19 protein-coding genes and 3 tRNA genes are annotated in these 25,977 nt (G+C 62.1%); 13 read left to right on the forward strand and 9 right to left on the reverse strand.

The genetic code is table 11. The annotated features are described in order from the left end of the window. The first annotated feature begins 5 nt into the window (after positions 1–5). From OU800_RS11110 to OU800_RS11120, 3 genes are read left to right on the forward strand one after another with little or no spacing between them, the layout of a single operon-like run. The gene (locus OU800_RS11110; RefSeq protein WP_268183775.1) at positions 6–806 is read left to right on the forward strand and encodes a carbohydrate ABC transporter permease; all 801 of its coding nucleotides are present in this window, start codon (positions 6–8) and stop codon (positions 804–806) included. A 12-nt stretch (positions 807–818) separates the two neighbouring features. Continuing rightward, the gene (locus OU800_RS11115) at positions 819–1,091 is read left to right on the forward strand and encodes a DUF2160 domain-containing protein (protein WP_268183777.1); all 273 of its coding nucleotides are present in this window, start codon (positions 819–821) and stop codon (positions 1,089–1,091) included. A 51-nt stretch (positions 1,092–1,142) separates the two neighbouring features. Then, positions 1,143–2,885 carry an ABC transporter substrate-binding protein gene (locus OU800_RS11120; protein ID WP_268183779.1) on the forward strand — a complete coding sequence of 581 codons (1,743 nt, stop codon included), beginning with the start codon at positions 1,143–1,145 and terminating at the stop codon, positions 2,883–2,885. A 60-nt stretch (positions 2,886–2,945) separates the two neighbouring features. On the opposite strand, the gene folD is transcribed toward OU800_RS11120, so the two are convergent. Further along, the gene (folD, locus tag OU800_RS11125; RefSeq protein ID WP_268183781.1) at positions 2,946–3,800 is read right to left on the reverse strand and encodes a bifunctional methylenetetrahydrofolate dehydrogenase/methenyltetrahydrofolate cyclohydrolase FolD; all 855 of its coding nucleotides are present in this window, start codon (positions 3,798–3,800) and stop codon (positions 2,946–2,948) included. A 270-nt stretch (positions 3,801–4,070) separates the two neighbouring features. Here folD and OU800_RS11130 point away from each other — a divergent pair. The 9 genes from OU800_RS11130 (at position 4,071) to OU800_RS11170 (ending at position 12,951) form a co-directional block, all read left to right on the forward strand. Continuing rightward, a tRNA-Arg gene (locus OU800_RS11130) sits at positions 4,071–4,147 on the forward strand. Between the two features lie 37 nt (positions 4,148–4,184). Further along, positions 4,185–4,260 (forward strand) — tRNA-His (locus OU800_RS11135). 55 nt (positions 4,261–4,315) lie between these two features. Then, positions 4,316–4,400, forward strand: a tRNA-Leu gene (locus OU800_RS11140). Between the two features lie 125 nt (positions 4,401–4,525). Continuing rightward, positions 4,526–5,836, forward strand: coding sequence for a trigger factor (tig, locus tag OU800_RS11145; protein ID WP_268183784.1), 1,311 nt, complete (start codon positions 4,526–4,528; stop codon positions 5,834–5,836). Between the two features lie 94 nt (positions 5,837–5,930). Further along, positions 5,931–6,572, forward strand: coding sequence for an ATP-dependent Clp endopeptidase proteolytic subunit ClpP (clpP, locus tag OU800_RS11150; protein ID WP_268183785.1), 642 nt, complete (start codon positions 5,931–5,933; stop codon positions 6,570–6,572). 107 nt (positions 6,573–6,679) lie between these two features. Next, positions 6,680–7,960, forward strand: a complete 1,281-nt coding sequence (gene clpX / locus OU800_RS11155) for an ATP-dependent Clp protease ATP-binding subunit ClpX (protein WP_268183787.1) — start codon at positions 6,680–6,682, stop codon at positions 7,958–7,960. Between the two features lie 150 nt (positions 7,961–8,110). Further along, a complete protein-coding gene (lon, locus tag OU800_RS11160) occupies positions 8,111–10,507 on the forward strand; it encodes an endopeptidase La (protein ID WP_268183789.1) in 2,397 nt (798 codons plus the stop codon). Between the two features lie 135 nt (positions 10,508–10,642). Next, positions 10,643–10,915 carry a nucleoid-associated protein HU-beta gene (gene hupB / locus OU800_RS11165; RefSeq protein ID WP_003282502.1) on the forward strand — a complete coding sequence of 91 codons (273 nt, stop codon included), beginning with the start codon at positions 10,643–10,645 and terminating at the stop codon, positions 10,913–10,915. Positions 10,916–11,103: 188 nt separating this feature from the next. After that, positions 11,104–12,951, forward strand: coding sequence for a SurA N-terminal domain-containing protein (locus tag OU800_RS11170; RefSeq protein WP_268183791.1), 1,848 nt, complete (start codon positions 11,104–11,106; stop codon positions 12,949–12,951). A gap of 97 nt (positions 12,952–13,048) precedes the next feature. On the opposite strand, the gene fabI is transcribed toward OU800_RS11170, so the two are convergent. The 6 genes from fabI to OU800_RS11200 are packed head-to-tail and all read right to left on the reverse strand — an operon-like array spanning position 13,049 to position 21,560. Continuing rightward, positions 13,049–13,843, reverse strand: coding sequence for an enoyl-ACP reductase FabI (gene fabI, locus OU800_RS11175; protein WP_268183792.1), 795 nt, complete (start codon positions 13,841–13,843; stop codon positions 13,049–13,051). A 28-nt stretch (positions 13,844–13,871) separates the two neighbouring features. Next, a complete protein-coding gene (locus tag OU800_RS11180) occupies positions 13,872–15,485 on the reverse strand; it encodes an ABC transporter ATP-binding protein (protein ID WP_268183794.1) in 1,614 nt (537 codons plus the stop codon). Position 15,486: 1 nt separating this feature from the next. Beyond that, complete coding sequence (locus OU800_RS11185; protein WP_268183796.1) at positions 15,487–16,506, reverse strand: ABC transporter permease; 1,020 nt, start codon at positions 16,504–16,506, stop codon at positions 15,487–15,489. Positions 16,507–16,508: 2 nt separating this feature from the next. Continuing rightward, the gene (locus OU800_RS11190) at positions 16,509–17,594 is read right to left on the reverse strand and encodes a microcin C ABC transporter permease YejB (RefSeq protein ID WP_268183797.1); all 1,086 of its coding nucleotides are present in this window, start codon (positions 17,592–17,594) and stop codon (positions 16,509–16,511) included. Position 17,595: 1 nt separating this feature from the next. Continuing rightward, a complete protein-coding gene (locus OU800_RS11195) occupies positions 17,596–19,734 on the reverse strand; it encodes an extracellular solute-binding protein (RefSeq protein ID WP_268183798.1) in 2,139 nt (712 codons plus the stop codon). Further along, a complete protein-coding gene (locus OU800_RS11200; RefSeq protein WP_268183800.1) occupies positions 19,731–21,560 on the reverse strand; it encodes an extracellular solute-binding protein in 1,830 nt (609 codons plus the stop codon). The genes OU800_RS11195 and OU800_RS11200 overlap by 4 nt, the downstream gene beginning before the upstream one ends. A 126-nt stretch (positions 21,561–21,686) precedes the next feature. On the opposite strand from OU800_RS11200, the gene OU800_RS11205 reads away from it, so the two are divergent. Continuing rightward, positions 21,687–23,177: an HDOD domain-containing protein gene (locus OU800_RS11205; protein ID WP_442964752.1), complete on the forward strand. Its 1,491-nt coding sequence runs from the start codon at positions 21,687–21,689 to the stop codon at positions 23,175–23,177. Between the two features lie 3 nt (positions 23,178–23,180). Here the strand turns inward: OU800_RS11205 and OU800_RS11210 are convergent, their stop codons facing one another. Continuing rightward, entirely contained in the window at positions 23,181–24,773 is a 1,593-nt protein-coding gene (locus tag OU800_RS11210) for a lytic transglycosylase domain-containing protein (RefSeq protein ID WP_268183803.1), read from the reverse strand. A 368-nt stretch (positions 24,774–25,141) separates the two neighbouring features. Continuing rightward, on the reverse strand, positions 25,142–25,915 hold the full coding sequence (gene gloB / locus OU800_RS11215) for a hydroxyacylglutathione hydrolase (RefSeq protein ID WP_268184285.1): 774 nt from the start codon (positions 25,913–25,915) through the stop codon (positions 25,142–25,144). Positions 25,916–25,977 lie beyond the last annotated feature (62 nt).

The raw sequence follows: 25,977 nt of genomic DNA on the forward strand, positions 1-25,977 counted from the left end.
CGACCATGATGCTGCGCAAACGTCTGGCACTGCTGATCTACTTCCTGTTCATGCTGGTGCCCATCTACTGGCTGCTGAACATGTCGTTCAAGAGCAACACCGAGATTCTCGGTGGGCTCAGCCTGTGGCCGCAGAGTTTCACTCTGGACAACTACCGGGTGATCTTCACCGACCGTAGCTGGTACGAGGGCTACCTCAACTCGCTGTACTACGTCAGCCTCAATACCCTGATCTCGCTCAGCGTGGCGCTGCCGGCAGCCTATGCCTTCTCGCGCTACCGCTTTCTCGGCGACAAGCACCTGTTCTTCTGGCTGCTGACCAACCGCATGGCTCCACCGGCGGTGTTCCTGCTGCCGTTCTTCCAGTTGTATTCGTCCATCGGCCTGTTCGACACCCATATCGCCGTGGCGCTGGCGCACTGCCTGTTCAACGTGCCGCTGGCGGTGTGGATCCTGGAGGGCTTCATGTCCAGCGTGCCCAAGGAAATCGACGAGACGGCCTATATCGACGGCTACAGCTTCCCGAAATTCTTCGTGAAGATCTTCATTCCGCTGATCCGTTCCGGCATCGGCGTCACGGCTTTCTTCTGCTTCATGTTCTCCTGGGTCGAGCTGCTGCTGGCGCGCACCCTGACCTCGGTGGAGGCCAAGCCCATCGCCGCGGTGATGACCCGTACCGTGTCCGCCTCGGGCATCGACTGGGGCGTGCTGGCTGCCGCCGGGGTACTCACCATCCTGCCGGGGATGCTGGTGATCTGGTTTGTTCGCAACCATGTGGCCAAGGGCTTCGCCCTCGGCCGCGTGTAAGGGAGGTACATCATGAGCTGGATGGCCTGGACTCTACCCACCGCACTGTTCTTCGTCGGCATCGCCGTGCTGCTGGCCGGCATGACGCTGGTGGAATTGCGCTGGCCCTGCGTCGAGCGCAAGGGTTTTCTGCCGATCACCACCACCCCGGGTGATCGGTTGTTCATCGGTCTGCTCGGTAGCGCCTATCTGCACTTGCTGGTGATAGGCGTGACCGACTGGAGCGTGTGGATAGCCTCGCTGCTATCGCTGTTGTGGTTGTGCGCAGTCATGCGCTGGGGCTGAGCCGGGCTGTTGCCGGTGTGCCTCTCCCCAAATCCCGAGATGGAGGTCTCTATGTTCGACAATAACAACAAGACCCGACATAGCATGGCGTTGGCCGCCTTGCTGGCGTTGTCCGGTTTGAGCGGTGCGGCCTGGGCGGATGCCTATGAAGAGGCCGCGAAGAAATGGATCGCCGAGGAATTCAACCCCTCGACCCTGACGCCCGAGCAGCAGCTCGAAGAACTGAAGTGGTTCATCAAGGCCGCCGAGCCGTTCCGCGGCATGGATATCAGTGTGGTGTCGGAAACCATCACCACCCACGAGTACGAGTCCAAGGTGCTGGCCAAGGCCTTCAGCGAGATCACCGGCATCAAGCTCAAGCACGACCTGCTGCAGGAAGGTGATGTGGTGGAGAAGCTGCAGACGCAGATGCAGTCGGATCGCAACATCTACGACGGCTGGGTCAACGACTCCGACCTGATCGGCACCCATGCGCGCTACGGCAAGGCCATGGCCATCAGTGACATGATCAAGGGTGAGGCCAAGGACTTCACTTCACCGACCCTGGATCTCGAAGACTTCATCGGCATTTCCTTCACCACCGGGCCGGACGGCAAGCTCTATCAACTGCCCGACCAGCAGTTCGCCAATCTCTACTGGTTCCGCGCCGACTGGTTCGAGCGCCCGGAACTCAAGGCCAAGTTCAAGGAAATCTACGGCTACGAGCTGGGCGTGCCGGTCAACTGGTCGGCCTACGAGGACATCGCCGAGTTCTTCTCCAAACACGTCAAGGAGATCGACGGCCAGCGCGTCTATGGCCACATGGATTATGGCAAGAAGGATCCGTCGCTGGGCTGGCGCTTCACCGATGCCTGGTTCTCCATGGCTGGTGGCGGCGACAAGGGCCTGCCCAACGGCCTGCCGGTGGACGAGTGGGGCATCCGCGTCGAAGGCTGCCGCCCGGTGGGTTCCAGTGTCGCCCGCGGTGGTGATACCAACGGGCCGGCGGCCGTGTTCGCCACGCAGAAATACGTTGACTGGATGCGCCAGTACGCACCGCCGGAGGCGCAGGGCATGACCTTCTCCGAAGCGGGGCCAGTGCCGGCGCAGGGCGCCATCGCCCAGCAGATCTTCTGGTACACCGCCTTCACCGCCGACATGACCAAGCCAGGGCTGCCGGTGGTCAACGAGGACGGTACGCCCAAGTGGCGCATGGCGCCGTCGCCCAAGGGGCCGTACTGGGAGGAGGGCATGAAGCTGGGTTATCAGGACACCGGTTCCTGGACCTTCCTCAAGTCCACCCCGGAGAAGCAGCGCCTGGCCGCCTGGCTCTACGCGCAGTTCGTCACTTCCAAGACCGTGTCGCTGAAGAAGACCCTGGTGGGCCTGACGCCGATCCGCGAGTCGGACATCAACTCCCAGGCCATGACCGACGTGGCGCCCAAGCTCGGCGGTCTGGTGGAGTTCTACCGCAGCCCGGCGCGCGTGCAGTGGACGCCGACCGGCACCAACGTGCCGGACTACCCGCGTCTGGCCCAGCTCTGGTGGCAGTTCATTGCCGAGGCCGCCAGTGGCGACAAGACCCCGCAGCAAGCGCTGGATGGCCTGGCTGCCGCACAGGACACCATGCTCGGCCGTCTGGAGCGTTCCGGCGTATTGGGCGAGTGCGGGCCGAAGCTGAACGAGCCGCGTGACCCGCAGTACTGGTTCGACCAGCCGGGTGCGCCCAAGCCCAAGCTGGCCAATGAGAAGCCCAAGGGCGAGACCATCGCCTACGACGAATTGCTCAAGTCCTGGGAGCAGGCGCGCAAGTAATCGATCAGGCAGAAACGACAACGGCACCCTCGGGTGCCGTTGTTCGTTGTGCATCTCTGCTTATTGATGCAGGTGCTCGGCCGCGTGCAGGGTATTTTCCAAGAGGCCGGCGCGGGTCATCGGGCCGACACCGCCCGGCACTGGAGTGATCCAGCCAGCGCGGGGCAGGGCGGCATCAAAGGTCACGTCGCCCACCAGCTTGCCATCCTCCTGGCGGCTGATGCCGACATCGATGACGATGGCGCCTTCCTTGATCCACTCGCCCTTGACCAGGCCAGGCTTGCCCACGGCCACGACGACTATGTCGGCCTGGCTGACATGCTGGGCCAGATCCTTGGTGAAGCGATGGGTGACGGTCACGGTGCAGCCGGCCAACAGCAGTTCCAAGGCCATCGGCCGGCCGACGATATTCGAGGCACCCACCACCACGGCATGCAGGCCATAGAGATCGACGCCGGTGCTGTGCAGCAGGGTCATGATGCCCTTGGGCGTGCAGGGGCGCAGCAGCGGCATGCGCTGGGCCAGGCGGCCGATGTTGTAGGGGTGGAAGCCGTCCACGTCCTTGTCCGGGCGGATGCGTTCGAGCAGCGGCGAGGCGTCCAGGTGTTCGGGCAGCGGCAGTTGCACCAGAATGCCGTCGATGGTCGGGTCTTCATTGAGCTCGTCGATCAGCGCGAGCAGGTCGGCCTGGCTGGTCTGAGCCGGCAGGTCGTAGGCACGGGAGAGGAAGCCGACTTCTTCGCAATCCTTGCGTTTATGTGACACATAGACCTGGGAGGCAGGATCGGTACCGACCAGGATCACGGCCAGGCCTGGCGCGCGAAGGCCTTGCTGGCGGCGTTCGGCGACACGTTGGGCAATCTGCTGGCGGAGGCTGGCGGCGATCGCCTTGCCGTCGATCAGTTGTGCGGTCATTGCGCTGGTTAACCATTAATTAAGGATGAAAAAAGGACGCGCATTCTCGCATGGGCGCTCACTGGGGCAAAGGCGCCTGCCATGGTTTTCGCGTAACTCCTTTATATAGCTGAACTTTTTTGAAAATTTCTGTTGACGAGGGTGGGGGGCGTCTATAACATTCGCCCCGCTTCTCAGGAACAGCCACTCGCTGGGTGAGACGGCAAGCGCCAAGCCCTCGTGGCAAGGTGCTAGTCGAAAGCTTCTAAGTCTGCGCTAGCGGATGGATAAGCGCCCGTAGCTCAGCTGGATAGAGCATCCGCCTTCTAAGCGGATGGTCGCAGGTTCGAGTCCTGCCGGGTGCGCCATTGGCGTTCGGGCAATTTGAGCAAGCAATGCAATATGGTGGGCGTAGCTCAGTTGGTAGAGCACAGGATTGTGGCTCCTGGTGTCGTGGGTTCGATTCCCATCGTCCACCCCATATTCCAAAGCGCCAGGCCCAAAGCCTGGCGTTTTTGTTTTAAGCTGCAAACCGCGCGGACGTGGTGAAATTGGTAGACACACCAGATTTAGGTTCTGGCGCCGCAAGGTGTGAGAGTTCGAGTCTCTCCGTCCGCACCATCTTACAAATCCCCCCGATTGCCGCCTGCTTCTAGGGTGACTTCTTCATATCGACCCTCTAGAATGCTTGGCCTTGAATCGGGGCCGGCCTGAGCCGGCTTGTGTCTGTGCAACGAGGAATATCCATGCAAGTTTCTGTTGAAAGCACTTCTGCTCTTGAGCGCCGGATGACCGTCGGCGTACCCGTCGAGCGCATCGAGACCGAAGTCAACAAGCGTCTGCAACAGACTGCCCGTCGCGTAAAGGTTCCTGGCTTCCGCCCCGGCAAGGTGCCGATGAGCGTGATCCGCCAGCGTTACGAAGATGCCGCGCGTCAGGAAGCTCTGGGCGACCTGATCCAGGCCACCTTCTATGAGGCCGTGGTCGAGCAGAAGCTGAACCCGGCTGGTGCCCCGGCCGTCGAGCCGAAGTCCTTCGAGAAGGGCAAGGATCTGGAATACGTCGCTACCTTCGAGGTGTTCCCGGAATTCCAGGTGACTGGCCTCGACAGCATCGCCATCGAGCGCCTGCAGGCCGAAGTGGTCGACAGCGACGTCGACAACATGCTGGACATCCTGCGCAAGCAAAACACCCGTTTCGAGAGCGTCGAGCGTGCTGCCGAGAATGGCGACCAACTGAACATCGATTTCGTTGGCAAGATCGACGGCGAAGCCTTCGCGGGTGGCAGCGCCAAGGGTACTCAACTGGTGCTGGGTTCCGGTCGCATGATCCCCGGCTTCGAGGATGCCCTGGTCGGCGCCAAGGCCGGTGAAGAGCGCGTGATCAACCCGACCTTCCCCGAGGACTATCAGAACCTCGACCTGGCCGGCAAGACCGCCGAGTTCACTGTGACCGTGAACAGCGTTGCCGCCCCGCAACTGCCTGAGTTGAATGAAGAGTTCTTCGCTCTGTTCGGCATCAAGGAAGGTGGTCTGGAAGGCTTCCGCGCCGAAGTTCGCAAGAACATGGAGCGCGAGCTGCGTCAGGCCATCAAGTCCAAGGTCAAGAACCAGGTAATGGACGGCCTGCTGGCTGCCAACCCGGTGGAAGTGCCGAAAGCGCTGATCAGCAACGAAGTGGATCGTCTGCGCGTACAGGCCGTTCAGCAGTTCGGCGGCAACATCAAGCCCGACCAACTGCCTGCCGAGCTGTTCGAGGAGCAGGCCAAGCGTCGCGTCGTGCTGGGCCTGATCGTCGCCGAAGTGGTCAAGCAGTTCGAGCTCAAGCCGGACGAGGCTCGCGTGCGTGAGCTGATCGAGGAAATGGCCTCGGCCTACCAGGAGCCCGAGCAAGTGGTGGCCTGGTACTACAAGAACGACCAGCAGATGAACGAAGTGCGTTCGGTTGTACTGGAAGAGCAAGTTGTAGATACTGTTCTGCAGAAGGCCAACGTGACCGACAAAGCGGTTTCCTACGAAGATGCAGTCAAGCCGGCGGAAGCCCCGAAAGCCGACTGATCGCGTCACCTCGTTCGAGTACACCACCATAAGCCAGCCTCCGTGCTGGCTTATGCGTATTTGAGACATGACTATTAGGGAGTGAGCGCAAGACATGTCCCGCAATCCTTTTATGCAAAACATGCCTGAAATCCAGGCCGCTGGCGGCCTGGTGCCGATGGTCATCGAGCAATCCGCTCGTGGCGAGCGTGCCTACGACATCTATTCCCGCCTGCTCAAGGAGCGGGTGATCTTCATGGTCGGCCAGGTCGAGGACTACATGGCCAACCTGATCTGCGCCCAGTTGCTGTTTCTGGAGGCAGAGAACCCGGACAAGGACATCCACCTGTACATCAACTCACCAGGTGGCTCGGTGACCGCTGGCATGGCCATCTACGACACCATGCAGTTCATCAAGGCGGACGTGTCCACCACCTGCATCGGTCAGGCCTGCAGCATGGGCGCCTTCCTGCTGGCGGGTGGCGCCAAGGGCAAGCGCTTCTGTCTACCGAACTCGCGCGTGATGATCCACCAGCCGTTGGGTGGCTTCCAGGGCCAGGCCTCGGACATCGAGATCCACGCCAAGGAAATCCTCTTCATTCGTGAGCGCTTGAACCAGTTGCTGGCCCACCACACCGGCCAGAGCCTGGAAACCATCGAGCGTGACACCAACCGCGACAATTTCATGAGCGCCTCGCGCGCCATGGAGTACGGTATCGTTGACGCTGTGCATGAAAAGCGTCAAATGCCTGTCTAGATGAGGCATCGGCAGCGGGCATCCGCCATTGGCGCCACCGGCGCCCTTGAAAATGCCCGCATTTGCCTTCATCTTGTGTTTCAAGCCTACCGTATTGGATTGATCGAATGACTGATACTCGTAACGGTGAGGACAACGGCAAACTGCTTTATTGCTCCTTCTGCGGCAAAAGCCAGCACGAAGTGCGCAAGTTGATCGCCGGTCCCTCCGTCTTCATCTGCGACGAATGCGTCGACCTGTGCAACGACATCATCCGCGAGGAGGTGCAGGAAGCGCAGGCCGAGAGCAACGCGCACAAACTTCCGGCACCCAAGGAAATCAGCGGCATCCTGGATCAGTACGTGATCGGTCAGGAGCGTGCGAAGAAGGTGCTGTCGGTAGCGGTGTACAACCACTACAAGCGCCTCAACCAGCGCGACAAGAAAGACGACGTCGAGCTGGGCAAGAGCAACATCCTGCTGATCGGCCCGACCGGCTCGGGCAAGACGCTCTTGGCCGAAACCCTGGCGCGCCTGCTCAATGTGCCGTTCACCATCGCTGATGCCACCACTCTGACCGAAGCCGGTTACGTGGGTGAGGACGTCGAGAACATCATTCAGAAGCTGCTGCAGAAGTGCGACTACGATGTCGAGAAGGCCCAGATGGGTATCGTCTACATCGACGAGATCGACAAGATCTCGCGCAAGTCGGACAACCCGTCGATCACCCGTGACGTATCGGGTGAGGGTGTGCAGCAGGCGCTGCTCAAGTTGATCGAGGGTACCGTGGCCTCGGTTCCGCCGCAGGGCGGGCGCAAGCATCCGCAGCAGGAATTCCTGCAGGTGGACACGCGCAACATCCTGTTCATTTGCGGCGGCGCCTTCGCTGGCCTGGAAAAGGTCATTCAGGCCCGTTCCACCAAGGGCGGCATCGGCTTCGGCGCGGAAGTGCGCAGCAAGCAGGAAGGCAAGAAGATCGGCGAGTCTCTGCGTGAGGTAGAGCCGGACGATCTGGTCAAATTCGGTCTTATCCCTGAGTTCGTCGGTCGTCTGCCGGTGATTGCGACGCTGGAGGAGCTGGACGAGGCTGCTTTGGTGCAGATTCTCACCGAGCCGAAGAACGCGCTGACCAAGCAGTACGCCAAGCTGTTCGAGATGGAAGGCGTGGATCTGGAGTTCCGCTCCGATGCGCTCAAGTCCGTGGCGCAGAAGGCGCTGGAGCGCAAGACCGGCGCCCGTGGCCTGCGTTCGATCCTCGAAGGCATTCTGCTCGACACCATGTACGAGATCCCGTCCCAGCAGGACGTGAGCAAGGTGGTGATCGACGAGAGCGTCATCGACGGCAGCTCCAAGCCGCTGCTGATCTACGAGAGCAGCGAGCCCCAGGCCAAGGCTGCGCCGGACGCCTGATCGCGTTGTTACCCGATGCAAAGAAGGGGCCTCAGGGCCCCTTCGCTTTTCTGGACATTGTGCTTGTTTTTTACGGGAGCTACCCCCATCTTAAAAGCCAAGGGTAATCCCGCCTGTTTACGGCCCTTGGGCCGCTGCTGAGCCGAAATCATGAAGACAACCATCGAATTGCCTCTCCTGCCATTGCGCGATGTAGTGGTCTATCCGCACATGGTCATCCCGCTTTTCGTCGGGCGCGAGAAATCCATCGAAGCCCTGGAGGCAGCGATGACGGGCGACAAGCAGATTCTGCTGGTGGCCCAGAAGAATCCGGCGGTCGATGATCCGGGTGACGAGGATCTCTATCGTGTCGGCACCGTGGCCACTGTTCTGCAGTTGCTCAAGCTGCCCGACGGTACCGTCAAGGTGCTGGTCGAGGGGGAACAGCGCGGCGTCATCGAGCGCATCTTCGAGTGCGAAGAGCACTGCCGTGCCGAAGTGCAACTGATCGAGGAAAGCGACACCGCCGAGCGCGAGTCGGAAGTGTTCACTCGCAGCCTGCTGAGCCAGTTCGAGCAGTACGTGCAGTTGGGCAAGAAGGTGCCGGCCGAGGTGCTGTCTTCGCTCAACAGCATCGATGAGCCCAGCCGCCTGGTCGATACCATGGCCGCGCACATGGCGCTGAAGATCGAGCAGAAGCAGGAAATCCTCGAGATCACCTCGCTGTCGGCGCGCGTCGAGCACGTGCTGGCCTTGCTGGATGCCGAGATCGACCTGCTGCAGGTGGAAAAACGCATCCGTGGTCGCGTGAAGAAGCAGATGGAGCGCAGCCAGCGCGAGTACTACCTGAATGAGCAGATGAAGGCCATTCAGAAGGAGCTGGGCGACATCGACGAGGGCCACAACGAGCTCGACGAGCTGCGCAAGCGCATCGACAACGCCGGCCTGTCCAAGGAGGCGCTGACCAAGGCCAATGCCGAGCTGAACAAGCTCAAGCAGATGTCGCCGATGTCTGCCGAGGCCACCGTGGTGCGCTCCTACATCGACTGGCTGGTGAACGTGCCGTGGAAGGCCGAGAGCAAGGTACGCCTGGATCTGGCCCGTGCCGAGAGCATCCTCGATGCCGACCATTACGGTCTGGAAGAGGTCAAGGAGCGCATCCTCGAGTATCTCGCCGTACAGAAGCGGGTGAAGAAGCTCAAGGGCCCGGTACTGTGCCTGGTCGGCCCGCCCGGTGTGGGCAAGACCTCGCTGGCCGAGTCCATCGCCAGCGCCACCAACCGCAAGTTCGTGCGCATGGCCCTGGGCGGCGTGCGTGACGAGGCCGAGATTCGCGGCCACCGCCGTACCTACATCGGTTCCATGCCCGGCCGTCTGATCCAGAAGATGACCAAGGTGGGCGTGCGCAACCCGCTGTTCCTGCTCGACGAAATCGACAAGATGGGCCAGGACATGCGTGGCGACCCTGCCTCCGCGCTGCTCGAGGTGCTCGACCCGGAGCAGAACCACAATTTCAACGATCACTATCTGGAGGTCGATTACGACCTGTCGGACGTGATGTTCCTCTGCACCGCCAACTCGATGAACATTCCCGGCCCGCTGCTGGACCGTATGGAAATCATCCGTCTGCCGGGCTACACAGAGGACGAGAAGGTCAACATCGCCATCAAGTACCTGGCGCCCAAGCAGATCAAGGCCAATGGCCTGAAGAAGGGCGAGCTGGAGTTCGAGGAGGCGGCGATTCGCGACATCATTCGCTACTACACCCGTGAAGCCGGTGTGCGCAGCCTGGAACGGCAGATCGCCAAGGTGTGCCGCAAGGCGGTGAAGGAGCATGCCAAGGAGAAGCGCTTCCAGGTGATGGTCACGGCCGATTCCCTGGAGCATTTCCTCGGCGTGCGCAAGCACCGCTATGGCCTGGCCGAGCAGCAGGATCAGATCGGTCAGGTGACCGGCCTGGCCTGGACGCAGGTGGGTGGCGAGCTGCTCACCATCGAGACGGCCGTGGTGCCGGGCAAGGGCAATCTGATCAAGACTGGCTCGCTGGGGGATGTCATGGCCGAGTCCATGACGGCCGCCATGACGGTGGTGCGCAGTCGGGCGCAAAGCCTGGGGATCGCCGCCGATTTCAACGAGAAGCGCGACGTTCACATCCATATGCCGGAAGGCGCCACGCCCAAGGATGGCCCCAGCGCGGGCATCGGCTTGTGCACCGCGTTGGTGTCGGCGCTGACGCAGATTCCGGTGCGGGCCGATGTGGCCATGACCGGTGAGATCACCTTGCGCGGTCAGGTGCTGGCCATCGGTGGGCTCAAGGAAAAACTTCTCGCGGCGCATCGCGGGGGGATCAAAACTGTGATCATCCCGGAAGAAAACGTGCGCGATTTGAAGGAAATTCCGGAAAATATTAAACAAGATCTGCAGATTAAACCCGTTAAATGGATTGACGAGGTCCTGCAAATTGCGCTGCAATACGCGCCGGAGCCCTTGCCCGATGCGGCTCCCGAGATGGTTGCAACGGATGACAAACGCGAGTCTGATTCCAAGGAGCGAATCAGCACGCATTAGTGGGGTGGCTTCCTTGACACATTTTTTGAGCCCTTGTTATAAAGCGGCTCTTATTGCGTCAGCAGGCTATCCAGCGCCCGCTTTGCTTACATTAAAAATCAAGAAACAAACTAAACAGAAATAAGGGGACTTAGAGTGAACAAGTCGGAACTGATCGATGCTATCGCTGCATCTGCTGATATCCCGAAAGCTGTTGCTGGCCGCGCGCTGGATGCAGTGATTGAATCCGTCACTGGCGCTCTGAAAGCTGGTGATTCCGTCGTACTGGTTGGTTTCGGTACCTTCGCTGTCAAAGAGCGTGCTGCTCGCACCGGCCGTAACCCGCAGACCGGCAAGCCGATCAACATCGCTGCTGCCAAGATCCCGGGCTTCAAGGCTGGCAAGGCCCTGAAAGACGCCGTCAACTAAGCGTCTTCCGGGTTTGCCTCACCGCAGGGTTCGCCCTGTGGTCAGTCGGGAGGCAGGGCAAGGCAGTCGCTGACTCCTTTCACCCGACACGTTACGAGAAGGCGCATCCACAGGATGCGCCTTTCTTCTATCTGGACATTACCCACACTGCGCGACTGGTGACTCTGTACGGTCGTTCTGGGGGAAGCATGCTGCAAAACATCAGGGACAATTCACGCGGTTGGATTGCCAAAGTCATCATCGGCCTCATCGTGATCTTGATGGCCTTCACCGGCTTCGAGGCCATCGTCACCGGCACCAGCAACCGCAACAACGCGGCAGAGGTGAATGGCGACACCATCACCCTCAATGAACTCAATCAGGCTGTCGAGATGCAGCGCCGGCAACTGCTGCAGCAGCTCGGCCGTGATTTCGACCCTTCACTGCTCGATGACAAGCTGCTGCGCGAAGCCGCGCTGAAAGGCCTGATCGACCGCAAACTGCTGCTGCAGGGCGCCAAGGACGCGGGCTTTGCCTTCTCGCAGCCGGCGCTGGATCAGGTCATCTTGCAGACGCCGGAATTCCAGACTGATGGCCGTTTCGATTCCGCACGTTTCGACCAGGTGATCCGGCAGATGGGCTACACCCGTCTGCAATTCCGCCAGATGCTGGAAGAGGAAATGCTCATTGGCCAACTGCGCGCCGGTATCGGCGCCAGCAGTTTCGTCACCGAAGACCAGGCCCGCGCCTATGCCAGCCTCGAGCGTCAGACGCGCGATTTCGCCAGCTTCACGGTCAAGGCCGATCCGGCCGCGATCAAGGTTGCCGATGATGAGGTGAAAGCCTACTACGATGAGCATGCCAGCGAGTTCATGAGCCCCGAGCAGGTGGTGCTGGAATACGTGCAACTGGACAAGGAGCGCCTGTTCGATCAGGTCAAGGTCACCGACGAAGAGCTGCAACCGCTTTACCAGAGCGAGATCGCCAACCTGGCCGAGCAGCGTGACGCGGCGCATATCCTGATCGAGGGTGACGACGACGCAGCGAAGCAGAAGATCGAAGAGATCAAGGCACGGATCGATGCTGGCGAAGACTTCGCCGCATTGGCCAAGGAGTTCTCCCAGGATCCAGGGTCGGCCGCCAACGGTGGTGACCTGGGTTATGCCGGGCCGGGTGTGTATGACCCGGCCTTCGAGCAGGCGCTCTATGCGCTCAAGCAGGGCGAAGTGTCGGCGCCGGTGAAGAGCCCGTTCGGCTGGCACCTGATCAAGCTGCTGGGCGTGCAGTCGCCGGAAGTGCCGAGCTTCGCCAGTATCCGGGACAAGCTGGCCCGCGATTACAAGGAGCAGCAGGTCGAGAAGCGCTTCGTCGAGCTGAGCAAGGAGCTGGAAGATTCGGCATTCGAGTCAGCCGATCTGACCCAGCCTGCCCAGGAGCTGGGCCTCGAGGTGAAGGTCACCGAACCCTTCGGACGCGAGGGTGGTAGCAGTGGTATCACGGCCAATCGCCAGGTGCTGCAGGCTGCATTCAGCCCCGAAGTGCTGGAGGATGGTGCCAACAGCTCGACCATCGAGCTCGACCCGAGCAATGTCGTGGTGGTTCGCCTCAAGCAGCATCTCAAGCCTGAGCAACTGCCGTTGGAGCAGGTGGCCGAAAGCATTCGCAGCCATCTGGCGCAGGAGCGTGCCACGGCTGCTGCCAAGACCGAAGGCGAGCGGCTGCTGGCGGCGGTCAAGGCCGGTGACGAGAAGGCCCAGGCCTGGGCACTCCAGGAAGCGGTTACCCGCAGTCAGGAGGGTGTCGAGCCCAAGGTGCTGCAGGCGCTGTTCCGCATGGCCAAGCCTGAATCCAAGGATGCCCCCAGCTACGCAGGCGTGGTGCTGAACAACGGCGACTACGTGGTGTTGCGTCTGGATGGCGTGAGCGTGCCGGAGGGCGCGCTGAGCGAGCAGGAACTGGCGATGTATCGCAACTTCCTCGCCTCGCGTGAAGGCCAGCAAGATTTCGCGGCCTACCGCAAGCAGTTGCAGGACAAGGCCGATATCGAGCGCTTCTGAGCCCATGCGGCGCCTCGTCGAGGCGCCGCATCTGCCTCGAGCGGCAGACAATAAAAAACCCGCACCAGGTGCGGGTTTTTTTATGGCTTCTAGAAGATCACTCTTCCATAGGCCCCATCGCGGTGGTGTTGAAACCGCCGTCGACGTAGAGGATCTCACCGCTGATGCCCGACGCCAGGTCGGAGCAGAGGAAGGCGCCGGCATTGCCGACTTCTTCGATGGTGACGTTGCGGCGCAGCGGGGTCTGGCGCTCGTTGGCGGCCAGCATCTTGCGGAAGCTGGCGATACCGCTGGCGGCCAGGGTACGAATCGGGCCGGCGGAGATGGCGTTGACGCGAGTACCTTCCGGGCCGAGGCTGCCGGCCAGGTAGCGCACACCGGCCTCCAGGCTGGCCTTGGCCATGCCCATGACGTTGTAGTTGGGCATGGTGCGCTCGGCGCCCAGGTAGGAGAGGGTGAGCAGGCTGCCGTTGCGGCCCTTCATCATCTCGCGACCGGCCTTGGCCAGGGCCACGAAGCTGTAGGCGCTGATGTCGTGGGCGATCTTGAAGCCTTCACGGGTGGTGACTTCGGTGAAGTCCCCGTTGAGCTGGTCGCCCGGGGCGAAGCCGACCGAGTGCACGATGCAGTCCAGGCTGTCCCATTTCTTGCTCAGGGCCTCGAATACGGCCGCGATGTCTTCATCGTTGGCGACATCGCAAGGGAAGCACAGCTCGGCATTGGAGCCCCAGCCAGCGGCGAATTCCTCGACGCGGCCCTTGAGCTTGTCATTCTGGTAGGTGAAGGCCAGCTCGGCACCTTCGCGGTGCATGGCGGCGGCGATACCCGAGGCGATGGACAGTTTGCTGGCGACGCCAACGATGAGTACACGCTTGCCGGTTAGAAAACCCATTGTGCTATTCCTCTTCCTGTTTCAAGGATCAGTGAGCGGTTGCCGGAGCCATGAAGGCGGCTTCCAGCAATTGCTGCGTATAAGGGTGTTGCGGTGACCTGAAGATCGCGTCCGCCGAACCTTGTTCGACCACCTGGCCCTGCTTGATCACCATCAACTGGTGACTCAGCGCTCTGACCACCGCCAGATCATGGCTGATGAACAGATAGGTCAGGTTGTACTTGGCCTGCAGGCCGCGCAACAGTTCCACCACCTGACGCTGAACCGTCCGGTCGAGCGCCGAGGTGGGCTCGTCCAGCAGGATCAGCGCCGGCTTCAACACCAGTGCCCGGGCAATGGCAATCCGCTGCCGTTGCCCGCCTGAAAACTCATGGGGGTAGCGGTGCCGCGTCTGCGGATCCAGCCCTACCTCCAGAAGTGCGTCGATGATCGCCTGTTCCTGCTCCGCCTCGCTCCCGATGCCATGGATACGCAGGCCTTCGCCGACGATCTGGCCCACCGACATGCGTGGGCTGAGGCTGCCGAACGGATCCTGGAACACCACCTGCATCTGCCGTCGCAGCGGCCGCACCTCTTTCTGCGACAGCCCCTGCAACTGCTGGCCCTGGAACTGGATGCCGCCCTGGCTGCCGAGCAGCTTGAGGATGGCCATGCCCAGGGTGGACTTGCCGGAACCACTTTCACCGACTATGCCCAGGGTCTGGCCCTGGGGCAGGGTGAAGTTGATGCCGTCCACGGCTTTCACATGGTCGACGGTCTTGCGCAGCAGGCCCTTCTTGATCGGGAACCAGACACGCAGATCGTCGACCGCCAGCATGGTATCGCCGGCGGGGTTGGCCGCTGGCTCGCCGCTGGGTTCGGCGCCGAGCAGTTCCTGGGTATAAGGATGCTGGGGAGCCAGGAACAATTGTTCACACGACGCCTGTTCGACGATGCGACCGCGCTGCATGACACATACCCGATGCGCAATTCTGCGTACCAGGTTGAGATCGTGGCTGATCAGTAGCAACGACATGCCCAGGCGCGCCTGCAGATCCTTGAGCAATTCGAGGATTTTTAGCTGTACGGTGACGTCCAGCGCCGTGGTTGGCTCGTCGGCGATCAGCAGCTCGGGCTCGTTGGCCAGCGCCATGGCGATCATCACGCGCTGGCGTTGCCCGCCGGAGAGTTCGTGGGGGTAGGCTTTCAGGCGCTTGTGCGGTTCGGGAATGCCCACCAGCTCCAGCAGCTCCAGGGTGCGCGCGCTGGCGGCCTTGCCGCGCAGGCCCTTATGCAGGGCGAGCACTTCGTTGATCTGCTTCTCGATGCTGTGCAGCGGGTTGAGCGAGGTCATCGGTTCCTGGAAGACCATGGCGATGCGGTTGCCACGAATACCGCGCAGGCGCCCTTCGCTGAGCTTGAGCAGATCCTCGCCGGCATAGTGGATGCTACCGGCCGGGTGGCGTGCCAGCGGGTAGGGTAGCAGGCGCAGGATGGAATGCGCGGTGACCGATTTTCCCGAGCCGCTTTCGCCCACCAGGGCCAGGGTTTCACCCTTGCGGATGTCGAAGCTGACGTTCTCCACCACGCGCTGGCATTGTTCGCCGGAAGTGAACTCGACGGCCAGGTTGTGCACTTGCAGCAGGATGTCGGACTGGCTCATGTCATTTCCTCGGGTCGAAGGCATCGCGCGCGGCTTCGCCGATGAACACCAGCAGGCTGAGCATGATCGCCAGCACGGCGAAGGCGCTGATGCCCAGCCAGGGCGCCTGCAGGTTGTTCTTGCCCTGAGCCACCAGTTCGCCCAGCGACGGCGCCCCCGGTGGCAGGCCGAAACCGAGGAAGTCCAGGGCGGTGAGGGTGCCGATGGCACCCGTAAGGATGAAGGGCATGAAGGTCATGGTGGAGACCATGGCGTTGGGCAGGATGTGGCGGAACATGATGGCGCCATTACTCATGCCCAGAGCGCGGGCGGCGCGCACGTATTCCAGGTTGCGGCCACGCAGGAACTCGGCGCGCACCACGTCCACCAGGCTCATCCAGGAGAACAGCAGCATGATGCCCAGCAGCCACCAGAAGTTCGGTTGCACGAAGCTGGCCAGGATGATCAGCAGGTAGAGCACCGGCAAGCCCGACCAGATTTCCAGGAAACGCTGGCCGAGCAGGTCGACCCAGCCGCCATAGAAGCCTTGCAGGGCCCCGGCGGTGACGCCGATCACCGAGCTGGCCAGGGTCAGGGTCAGGGCGAACAGCACCGAGATGCGAAAGCCGTAGATGACCCGTGCCAGCACGTCGCGGCCCTGGTCGTCGGTGCCCAGCCAGTTCTGCGCCGAGGGCGGCGCCGGGGCGGGCACTGCCAGGTCATAGTTGATGCTCGAATAGCTGAAGGGGATCGGTGGCCAGATCATCCAGCCATCCTTGTCCGCGATCAGCTCCTGGATATAGGGGCTCTTGTAGTTGGCCTGCAGCGGGAACTCGCCGCCGAACACGGTTTCTGGGTAGCGCTTGAAAACCGGGAAATACCACTCGCCGTCGTAACGCACCGCCAGCGGCTTGTCGTTGGCGATCAGTTCGGCGCCGAGGCTGAGGCCGAACAGAATGAGGAACAACCACAGCGACCACCAGCCGCGTTTGTGGGCCTTGAAGCGCTCGAAGCGGCGCTGGTTGAGCGGGGACAGTTTCATGCTCAACCCTCCCGGCTCTCGAAGTCGATACGCGGATCGACCAGGGTGTAGGTGATGTCGCCGATCAGTTTCACGACCAGTCCCAGCAAGGTGAAGATGAACAGGGTGCCGAACACCACCGGATAGTCGCGGTTGATCGCCGCCTCGAAGCTCATCAGGCCCAGGCCGTCGAGGGAGAAGATCACTTCGATCAGCAGGGATCCGGTGAAGAAAATGCCGATGAAGGCCGCCGGGAAGCCGGCGATGATCAGCAGCATGGCGTTACGGAACACGTGTCCGTAGAGCACGCGGCGGTTGTTCAGGCCCTTGGCGCGGGCGGTGGTCACGTACTGCTTGCCGATTTCGTCGAGGAAGCTGTTCTTGGTCAGCAGGGTGAGCGTAGCGAAGTTGCCGATGACCAGGGCGGTGACCGGCAGCACCAGATGCCAGAAGTAGTCGAGTATCTTGCCGCCGAGGCTGAGTTCGTCGAAGTTGTTCGAGGTCAGCCCACGCAAGGGGAACCAGTCCCAGTAGCTGCCGCCAGCGAACAGCACGATGAGCAGGATGGCGAAGAGGAAGGCCGGGATGGCGTAGCCGATGATGATGGCCGAACTGGTCCAGACATCGAAGACGCTGCCATGCCGGGTGGCCTTGGCGATGCCCAGCGGGATCGACACCAGGTACATGATCAGGGTGCTCCACAGCCCCAGGGAGATGGACACCGGCATCTTCTCGACGATCAGGTCGATGACCTTGGCATCACGGAAGAAGCTGGAGCCGAAATCCAGGTGGGCGTAGTTCTTGAGCATGATCCAGAAGCGCTCCGGGGCCGACTTGTCGAAGCCGTACATCTTCTCGATCTCTTCGATCAGCTTGGGATCCAGGCCCTGGGCGCCACGGTAGTTGGAGCCGGCTACCGAGACCTCGGCACCGCCACCGGCGATACGGCTGGTGGCGCCGCCGCTGGCTGCGTCGAAGCCTTCGAGCTTGGCGATCATCTGCTCGACCGGGCCACCGGGAGCGGCCTGGATGATGATGAAGTTGATCACCAGGATGCCGAACAGGGTCGGGATGATCAGCAGCAGACGGCGCAGGATATAGGCCAGCATCTTATTGCGCCGCCTCTGCGTCGGCAGCGGGCAGGTCGGTGCGCTCCCACCAGGTATGCAGGCCGATATCGTAGAGCGGCGTCACCTTGGGATGCTCGAAGCGATTCCAGTAGGCCACGCGCCAGGTCTTGATGTGCCAGTTGGGGATCACGTAGTGGCCCCACAACAGCACTCGATCCAGCGCGCGAGTGTGGTTGATCAGATCCTGCCGCGAGTCGGCGTTGATCAGCTCCTCGACCAGCTTGTCGATGGCCGGATCCTTGAGGCCGATGAAGTTGCGGCTGCCGGGGTTGTCGGCGCTGGAGGAATGCCAGTACTCGCGCTGTTCGTTGCCGGGGGAGTTGGACTGGGCGAAACCGCCGACGATCATGTCGAAATCCCGCGAGCGCAGGCGATTGATGTACTGCGACACGTCCACCCGGCGGATGACCATGTCGATACCGAGATCGGCCAGGTTGCGCTTGAACGGCAGTAGCACGCGCTCGAACTCGGCCTGGGCCAGGAGGAACTCGAAGCTGACCGGCTTGCCCTGGGCATCGAGCATGCGGTCACCGTCGATACGCCAGCCGGCCTGTTGCAGCAGTTGATAGGCGCGGCGTTGCTGTTCGCGGATGATGCCGCTGCCGTCGGTTTGCGGGACGCGAAATTCCTCGCTGAACACCTCAGCGGGAATCTTGCCGCGCAGGGGCTCGAGAATGGCCAGCTCGGCCTCGCTGGGCAGGCCGCTGGAGCCCAGCTCGGAGTTGTCGAAGTAGCTGCGGGTGCGGGTGTAGGCGCCGTTGAACAGGCGCTTGTTGGCCCACTCGAAATCGAACAGCAGGCTCAGGGCTTCGCGCACGCGGCGATCCTGGAAGAGCGCACGGCGGGTGTTGAAGATGAAGCCCTGCATGCCCGTGGGATTACGATTGAGGATTTCTTCCTTGATCAACTGACCATTGGCGACCGCCGGGGTGCTGTAGGCGGTGGCCCAGTTCTTCGCGCTCATCTCCAGCCAGTAGTCGAACTGCCCGGCCTTCAGGGCTTCCAGGGCGACGGTGTTGTCGCGGTAGTAATCGAACTGGATGGCGTCGAAGTTGTAGAAGCCGCGGCTGACCGGCAGATCCTTGGCCCACCAGTCCTTGACCCGCTCGTAGCGGATGCTGCGCCCGGCGCGAACCTCGCCGACCCGATAAGGGCCGCTGCCCAGCGGAGCGTCCAGGTTGCTCTTGCTGAAATCACGCTTGGGCGGCAGCAGCGGCAGTTGGCGCAGCGCTTCGAGCAGGTTGTCGTCGGCCGGCTGGCGCAGCTCCAGACGCAGGGTCTGGGGGGCGTCTTCGCTGACCTTGGCGATCGCGGCGAGCGCAGCCTCGCCCTGGCTGGCGAACTGCAGATTGCGCCGCAGCAGTTCCAGGCTCAGTGGCTGCTTGTCGTTCAGGCGCGCATCCTGGGGCAGGCTGAGAAGAATCGAGCGGTTATCCTCGGTGGTCTCCAGCTTCGCCTGAAGCGCCTCGTCACCGAGCCGGGGGGCTTGCTCGGACTGGCTGTTGTCCAGCTCGTTCCACCAGTGTTCGGGCAGCACCGGGAGTTGGCCGAGAATCAGCGGCAACTCGCGGTTGCCGGTGTGCTTGAAGATGAAGCGTACGCTGTGTGGCGATTCCACCTCGACCCGTTCTACGCCGGCATAGTAGCCGCGGTACATGGGTGAGCCCTTGCTCATCAGCGTATCGAAGGTGAATTTCACATCCTCGGCGGTGATGGGCATTCCGTCATGGAAGCGCGCGGCCTTGCGCAGGTGGAAGCGCACCCAGGCGTTGTCCGGAGCCTTCTCGATACTTTCCGCCACCAGGCCATAGGCGGTGAAGGGCTCGTCCAGGCTCTGCACCGTGAGGGTGTCATAGATCAGGCCGATATCGTCGGCCGGCACGCCCTTGCTGATGAAGGGGTTGAGGCTGTCGAAACCGCCGAAGCCAGCTTCACGCAGGGTGCCGCCCTTGGGCGCATCGGGGTTGGTGTAGTCGAAATGCTGGAAGTTGGCCGGGTACTTGGGTGGCTCGTCATAGAGGGTCACGGCGTGTTGCGCGGCGGCGAAGGTGAGGCCGGACAGGCCAAGCAGGATGAGGCTGCTGCCGTGAAGCAGGAAACTGCGCAGCGGGTTTGTCATCGAGCGTTCTCCGTGGGCTTCAGCCACCAGGTGCGCAGGCCCAGGGTATAGGGCGGCGTGGTGACGAAGGCGAACCGGTTGCGGTACGCCAGGCGGTGATAATTGATGTACCAGTTGGGGATGCTGTAGTGCTGCCACAGCAGGATGCGATCCAGTGCGCGCATGGCGGCGACCTGTTCGTCACGGGTTTTGGCCGACAGCAGCTTGTCGATCATGGCGTCGACCACCGGGTCGTTGATCCCTGCGTAGTTCTTGCCGCCGCGCACCTTGACCTGGCTGGAGTGGAAATACAACGACTGTTCCAGGCCTGGGCTCAGGGTCTGAGGCAGGGTCAGCAGGATCATGTCGTAGTCGTTCTGATCCAGGCGTTGCTTGTACTGGGCGCGGTCGACCGTGCGCAGGTTGGCCTGGATGCCGATACTGGCCAGGTTGGCGGCATAGGGCTGGAGAATGCGCTCGAGGCTGGGGTTGACCAGCATGATCTCGAACTCCAGGCGCTCGCCACGGGCGTTGCGCAACTGCTGGCCGATGGGCTTCCAGCCGGCCTCGGCGAGCAGGCCGAGCGCCCGCCGCAGGGTTTCGCGGGGAATGCCCCGACCAGCGGTAACCGGCATCTTGAACGGCTCGGTGAAGAGCTTCGCCGGTAACTGCTCGCGGTAGGGCGACAGCAGCAGCCATTCTGCGCCTTCCGGTTTGCCGGTGGCGGAGAACTCGCTGTTGGGGAAGTAACTGGCCGCGCGTATGTAGGCGTTGTTGAACAGGGTGCGGTTGGTCCACTCGAAATCGAACATCAGCCCCAGGGCTTCGCGCACGCGGCGGTCGCTGAACAGCGCGCGGCGGGTATTCATGAACAGGGCCTGGGTCTGGGTGGGTATCTGGTGCGGGATCTCGGCGCGCACCACATCGCCACGAACCACGGCCGGAAAGCGATAGCCATTGCTCCAGTTCTTCGCCTGGTTCTCGATATAGAAGTCGAATTCACCGGCCTTGAACGCCTCGAAGGCGACGTTGCTGTCGCGGTAGAACTCCACCTCGACCCGGTCGAAGTTGTACTTGCCACGATTGACCGGCAGATCCTTGCCCCACCAGTTCTTGACCCGCTCGAACACCAGACGCCGACCCGGCACCACCTCGACGATGCGATAGGGGCCGCTGCCCAGCGCTGGCTCGAAGGTGGTCGCCTTGAAATCGCGGCCTTTCCAGTAGTGCTGAGGCAAGACTGGCAGCTCGCCGAGGCGCAGGATCAGCAGTGGATTGCCGGCGCGCTTGAAGACGAAGCGGATGCGGTGCCGGCCCAGAATGTCGACGCGCTTCACCTCCTGCAGGTTGGTGCGGTATTGCGGATGGCCCTCGTTGCGCAGCAGGCGATAGGAAAAGGCCACGTCATACGCCGTGATGGGCTTGCCATCATGAAATCGGGCCTCGGGACGCAGGTTGAACACCACCCAGCTACGATCCTCGCTGTACTCGACACTCTTGGCGATCAGGCCATAGCTGGACGCCGGCTCGTCGCCGGAGGGGTCGTAAATGCCGGTGCCGACCATCAAGGGCTCGTTCAGCTCGTTGACGCCGTACTGCAGGAAATGCGCGGTGGCGATCGGGCTGGTGCCCTTGAGCGTGTAGGGATTGAGGGTGTCGAAGGTGCCTGACGCCATGAGGCGCAGCGTGCCGCCTTTGGGCACATCCGGGTTGACCCAGTCGAAATGACTGAAGCTGGCGGGATACTTGAGGGTTCCGAACTGCGCATAGCCGTGGCTTTCGCTGATGGCCGCAGAGGCGGGAAGGCTCAAGACCAGACTGAGAAACAGCGGGAAGAGGAAACGCATCGGGCGTGAAATTTCGATCCTGGGGCGGCGTTGGCGCTATTGCGTCGGTACAGTAACAGCTTGTCCGAACAGGAAAAAGAGCAGCGTTTGCAACGCCATGTACGGGTTGAACGCAGCAGGCAGGCAATGGCGGCACTTTGGCATACACTGTCAGAAAACAACGAGGGCTCGATCTTGGTCGAACGCAGTCATGGTACGCAGTCATGGATCGACCGCCTGAGTCAAACCGAATTGCCCGCACTGACCGCTGTGGTGCGCGACCTGCAACGCCTGGCGCAGCAGAACGACGCCTCGGTGCAGCAACTGGCCGATGTGCTGCTGCGTGATGCGAGCCTCACCTCCAAGGTGCTGCGCGTCGCCAACAGTGTCTATTACAACCCTTCGCAGGAAAGCATCCGCACCATTTCACGAGCCATCGTGCTGGTCGGCTTCGACAACGTGCGCCTGATCAGCCTGTCGGTCAGCCTCATCGATGGGCTGCTCACGCACAGACCGCGTCAACAGTTGCAGGAGCTATTGGCCAGTGCTTTCCACGCGGCGGTGCAGGCGCGCAACCTCAGCAGCTACGTGCTCAATGGTCATGAGGAGGAAGTATTCATCGCCGCGTTGCTGCATCAGCTAGGGGAGATGGCTTTCTGGAGCGCCGGTGGCGAGCAGGCCGATGAGCTGGCGCAGGCCCTGGAAGTGCCCGGTGCCGAGGCCGAGGAGGTGGTGCAGAGGGTGTTGGGCACCAGCTTCCGCCAGCTCTCCCAGGGCCTGGCGAAAAGCTGGGGCTTGGGTGAACTGGTCAGTCTGGCGCATGCCGGGGGTTCGCACACCCATCCGGCGGTCAAGGCGGTGCAGCTCGGCGTGCAGATCAGCAAGGCCGCGCTCGAGGGGTGGGGTTCACCGGCGATGGAGGCGTTGCTGAACAAGGTGGCGCCCTTTATCGGCCTGGGCCCGGAGGAAAGCCTGCAGCAGGTGCTGGCCAGTGCCGATGAGGCGGTCAAGGTCGCCTCCACCTTCGGCGCGAGCAGCCTGTGCCGGTTGATTCCGAGCACCGATCCGGCACAGATTTTCGATCAGCAGCAGGCGCGTCAGGCGCGCTTGCTGCAACCCGATCTGCTGTTCATGCAGCAGGCGTTGCAGGATCTGGGCTTGATGGCCAATCAACGCAGCGACGTCGAGCAGATCCTGTCCAGCGTGCTCGACGGCTTGCACCGTGGAGCAGGGCTGGAGCGGGTGATGCTCGCCGTGCTGGCCGATGGGCAGAGCCGTTTTCGCGCCAAGCGGGTGATCGGTGAGCAGACCGAAGTCTGGCTGAGGGATTTCGTCCTGCCTGCCGTGCAGGTGGAGCAGCCGCATATCTTCAGTTACGCGCTCAGGCATCGGGAGGCGATCTGGATGGGCGTTCCGGCCAGCTACAGTCTCAATGAGCTGGTGACCCTGCCCATCCGCCAGAGCCTTGGTGCTGGCATGTTCTTCATCGCACCCGTGTTGGCCAATGGTCGCGAGGTCGGCGTGCTGTATGCCGATTGCCATCTGTCGGGGCGCGCCTTGCGCCATGAGCAGTTCGTTGCCTTTCAGCGCTTCACGCTGCTGGCCGGCCGCTGTCTGGGGGCCTTGAGCAAGCGCTGAGGATCAGGGCAGGTAGAGAGTCAGCATCTGCCCCGGCTGCAGGGCATGGCTGGAAAGGCGATTCCAGTCCTGCAGGGTCTTGGTGTCGATATTGAAGCGTTTGGCGATGACGTACAGCGAGTCGCCTTTCTTCACTCGGTAATAGGTGGCCTTGTCGCGACTGCTGCTGGCCGCTCTCGTGCTGTTGCCGGCGCTGGCCAGCGCGGTGGTCGCTGTAGGTTGCAGGCGCAGGGTCTGGCCGATCTTGAGCTGATTGCCCTGCAACTTGTTCCATTGTTGCAACTCGCGCACCGAAACCTGATGGTCACGGGCGATCTGCCAGAGGTTGTCACCATCCTTGACCCGATAGCTGCGCACGCTGCCGCTGGATGCGGCGAGCTGCGTACCGCTGCGCTGGAAGATCGGCTCGCTGGGCTGGGTGCCGGGTTTGACCGGGATGGTCAATTCCTGGCCGATGCTCAGGCGGTTGCCGGAAAGCTGGTTCACTTCCTTGAGCGTATTGACCGTCAGATGATAGCGGTTGGCGATGGCATGCAGGCTGTCGCCGGCATGCACCCTGTAGGTCTGCCAGTCCACCAGCTCCTGCGGTTTCATCAAGGCCAGGTTGGCGCTGAACATCTCGGCCTTCTGCGCCGGTATCAGCAGGTGCTGGGGGCCGTCCATGGTGACGCCGCGCTTGTACGCCGGATTGAGCTGCAACAGCTCGGTCTCGTCGAGGTCGGCCAGTTGTGCCAAGCGCGACAGATCCATGTGCTGCTTGATTGCCACCTGCTCGAAGTAGGGTTCGTTGGCGATGGGGGCCAGAGTCACGCCATAGGCTTCCGGGGTGAAGATCACCTGGGACAGGGCCAACAGCTTGGGCACGTATTCCTCGGTTTCCTTGGGCAACGAGAGGTTCCAGTAATCGCTGGGCAGTCCCAGCTTCTCGTTGCGCTCTATGGCGCGGCTGACACGGCCTTCGCCCGCATTGTAGGCAGCCAGGGCGAGCAGCCAGTCACCATTGAACATCTCATGCAGGCGGCTGAGATAATCCAGTGCCGCGCGGGTAGAAGCGGTGACATCGCGTCGGCCGTCGTACCAGTTGGTCTGGCGCAGGTTGTAGACGCGCCCTGTGGAAGGGATGAACTGCCAGAGACCAACCGCCTGTGCCGGGGAGTAGGCCTGCGGGTCGTAGGCGCTCTCGATCACCGGCAGCAGTGCCAGTTCCATCGGCATGCCGCGTTCGGCCAGGCGCTCGACGATGTAATGAATGTAAGGGGCCGCGCGTTCGCTGACGGCTTCCACGTGCTGCGGGTTGCTGGCAAACCACAGGCGCTGGCGCTCGATGCGCGGGTTGGTGTCGATTTCATCCTGCAGTTTGAAACCGTCGCGCAGGCGCTCCCAGATATCGTGATAGTCACGGGTCTTGGCGTCGAGGCTCAGCCATTCGGGCTCACGCTCGAGGCCGATCGCGCGCTGGGTGGTCACGCTGTCGTCGGTAGCCGAAGGTGAAAAACTCTGGCAGCCGGCCAGGGTCACGCAGCAGAGCAGGGCGGACATTCGCACGCTCTGCGCCAACGCCTTTATTTTCAATGGCTTGCGCGTAGGTGACGGCATTGGCTGAGAGGGGTTCCCCGAAAAAAGTTCGGGCGATTCTAGAAACCGAAGCGGGGGTGGTCAAGTTTTCACCAGGCTTTTGTGACCTGTATCCCTCTCAAGCCGTCACAGGCCCCTCATATACGAGCCGCGCCCGTCGAGCCCTAGCAGGCTGTTGAAAAACTGCCTGCGCTGGCAATGCTGCGTTAAAAACGCCCTCAAAATGCTCATTTACAACACGTAAACCCGAATACGGGCCCAGTGCTTTTTGACTCACTGCGTTCGCCCTTCGGGCCAGCCTTCGGCTGTTACTCCCGCTGGTCGTTGCGGCTGTTTTTGCGGGGCCGCGGATTGTCTTGCCTGCCTCGCCAACGTTTTTCAACGGCCTGCTAGAAGCGATCCTTCCACGCGCGCAAGCCGGCGAATACCGCCTGTGGGTCGGTGCTGCGCTGGCCATCGGCGCGGGCCAGGCTGTCGATCACCTCGGCTTCCTCTACGCGCAGGAAGGGGTTGGTCGCGCGCTCCAGCGCAATGCTGGACGGCAGGCTGATGCGTCCCTGTGCCCGCCACTGGCTGACCTGCTCGACGCGCGCCTGCAGCTCCGTGTTGCCCGGCTCCACCGCTTGTGCGAAGCGCAGGTTGCTCAGGGTGTACTCGTGGGTGCAGTACACCTGCGTGGCATCCGGCAGGGCGGCGAGGCGTTGCAGGGAGGCGTGCATCTGCGCCGGCGTGCCCTCGAACAGGCGGCCGCAGCCGGCGGCGAACAGGGTATCGCCGCACATCAGCAGGTGCTGCTCGGCCTGGTGATAGGCGATATGCCCAAGGGTATGACCGGGCACCGCGATGATCTGCCAGGGCAGGCCGAGCACCTCGATGGTCTCGCCGCCTGCCAGCGCGACATCGCGTGCCGGAATCTGCTCGTTGGCCGGGCCATACACGCGCGCGCCGGTAGCTTCCTTGAGTTCGGCGACGCCGCCGACATGGTCGAAATGATGGTGGGTGACCAGAATATCGCTCAACTGCCAATCGGGATGGGCCTCGAGCCAGGCGCGCACGGGGGCGGCGTCGCCCGGGTCGACCACCGCGCAGCGGCGCGTGCCGGCATCCTGGAGCAGCCAGAGGTAATTGTCGTTGAAGGCGGGCAGGGCATCGATCTGGATCATCATGGGTCGCTAAGCCGGTGATAAAGGTGCATCTTATAAGAGCAGCCACAGGCTGCAAGCGA

The sequence above is a fragment of the Pseudomonas sp. GOM7 genome, assembly GCF_026723825.1.
Taxonomy (GTDB): Bacteria; Pseudomonadota; Gammaproteobacteria; order Pseudomonadales; family Pseudomonadaceae; genus Aquipseudomonas.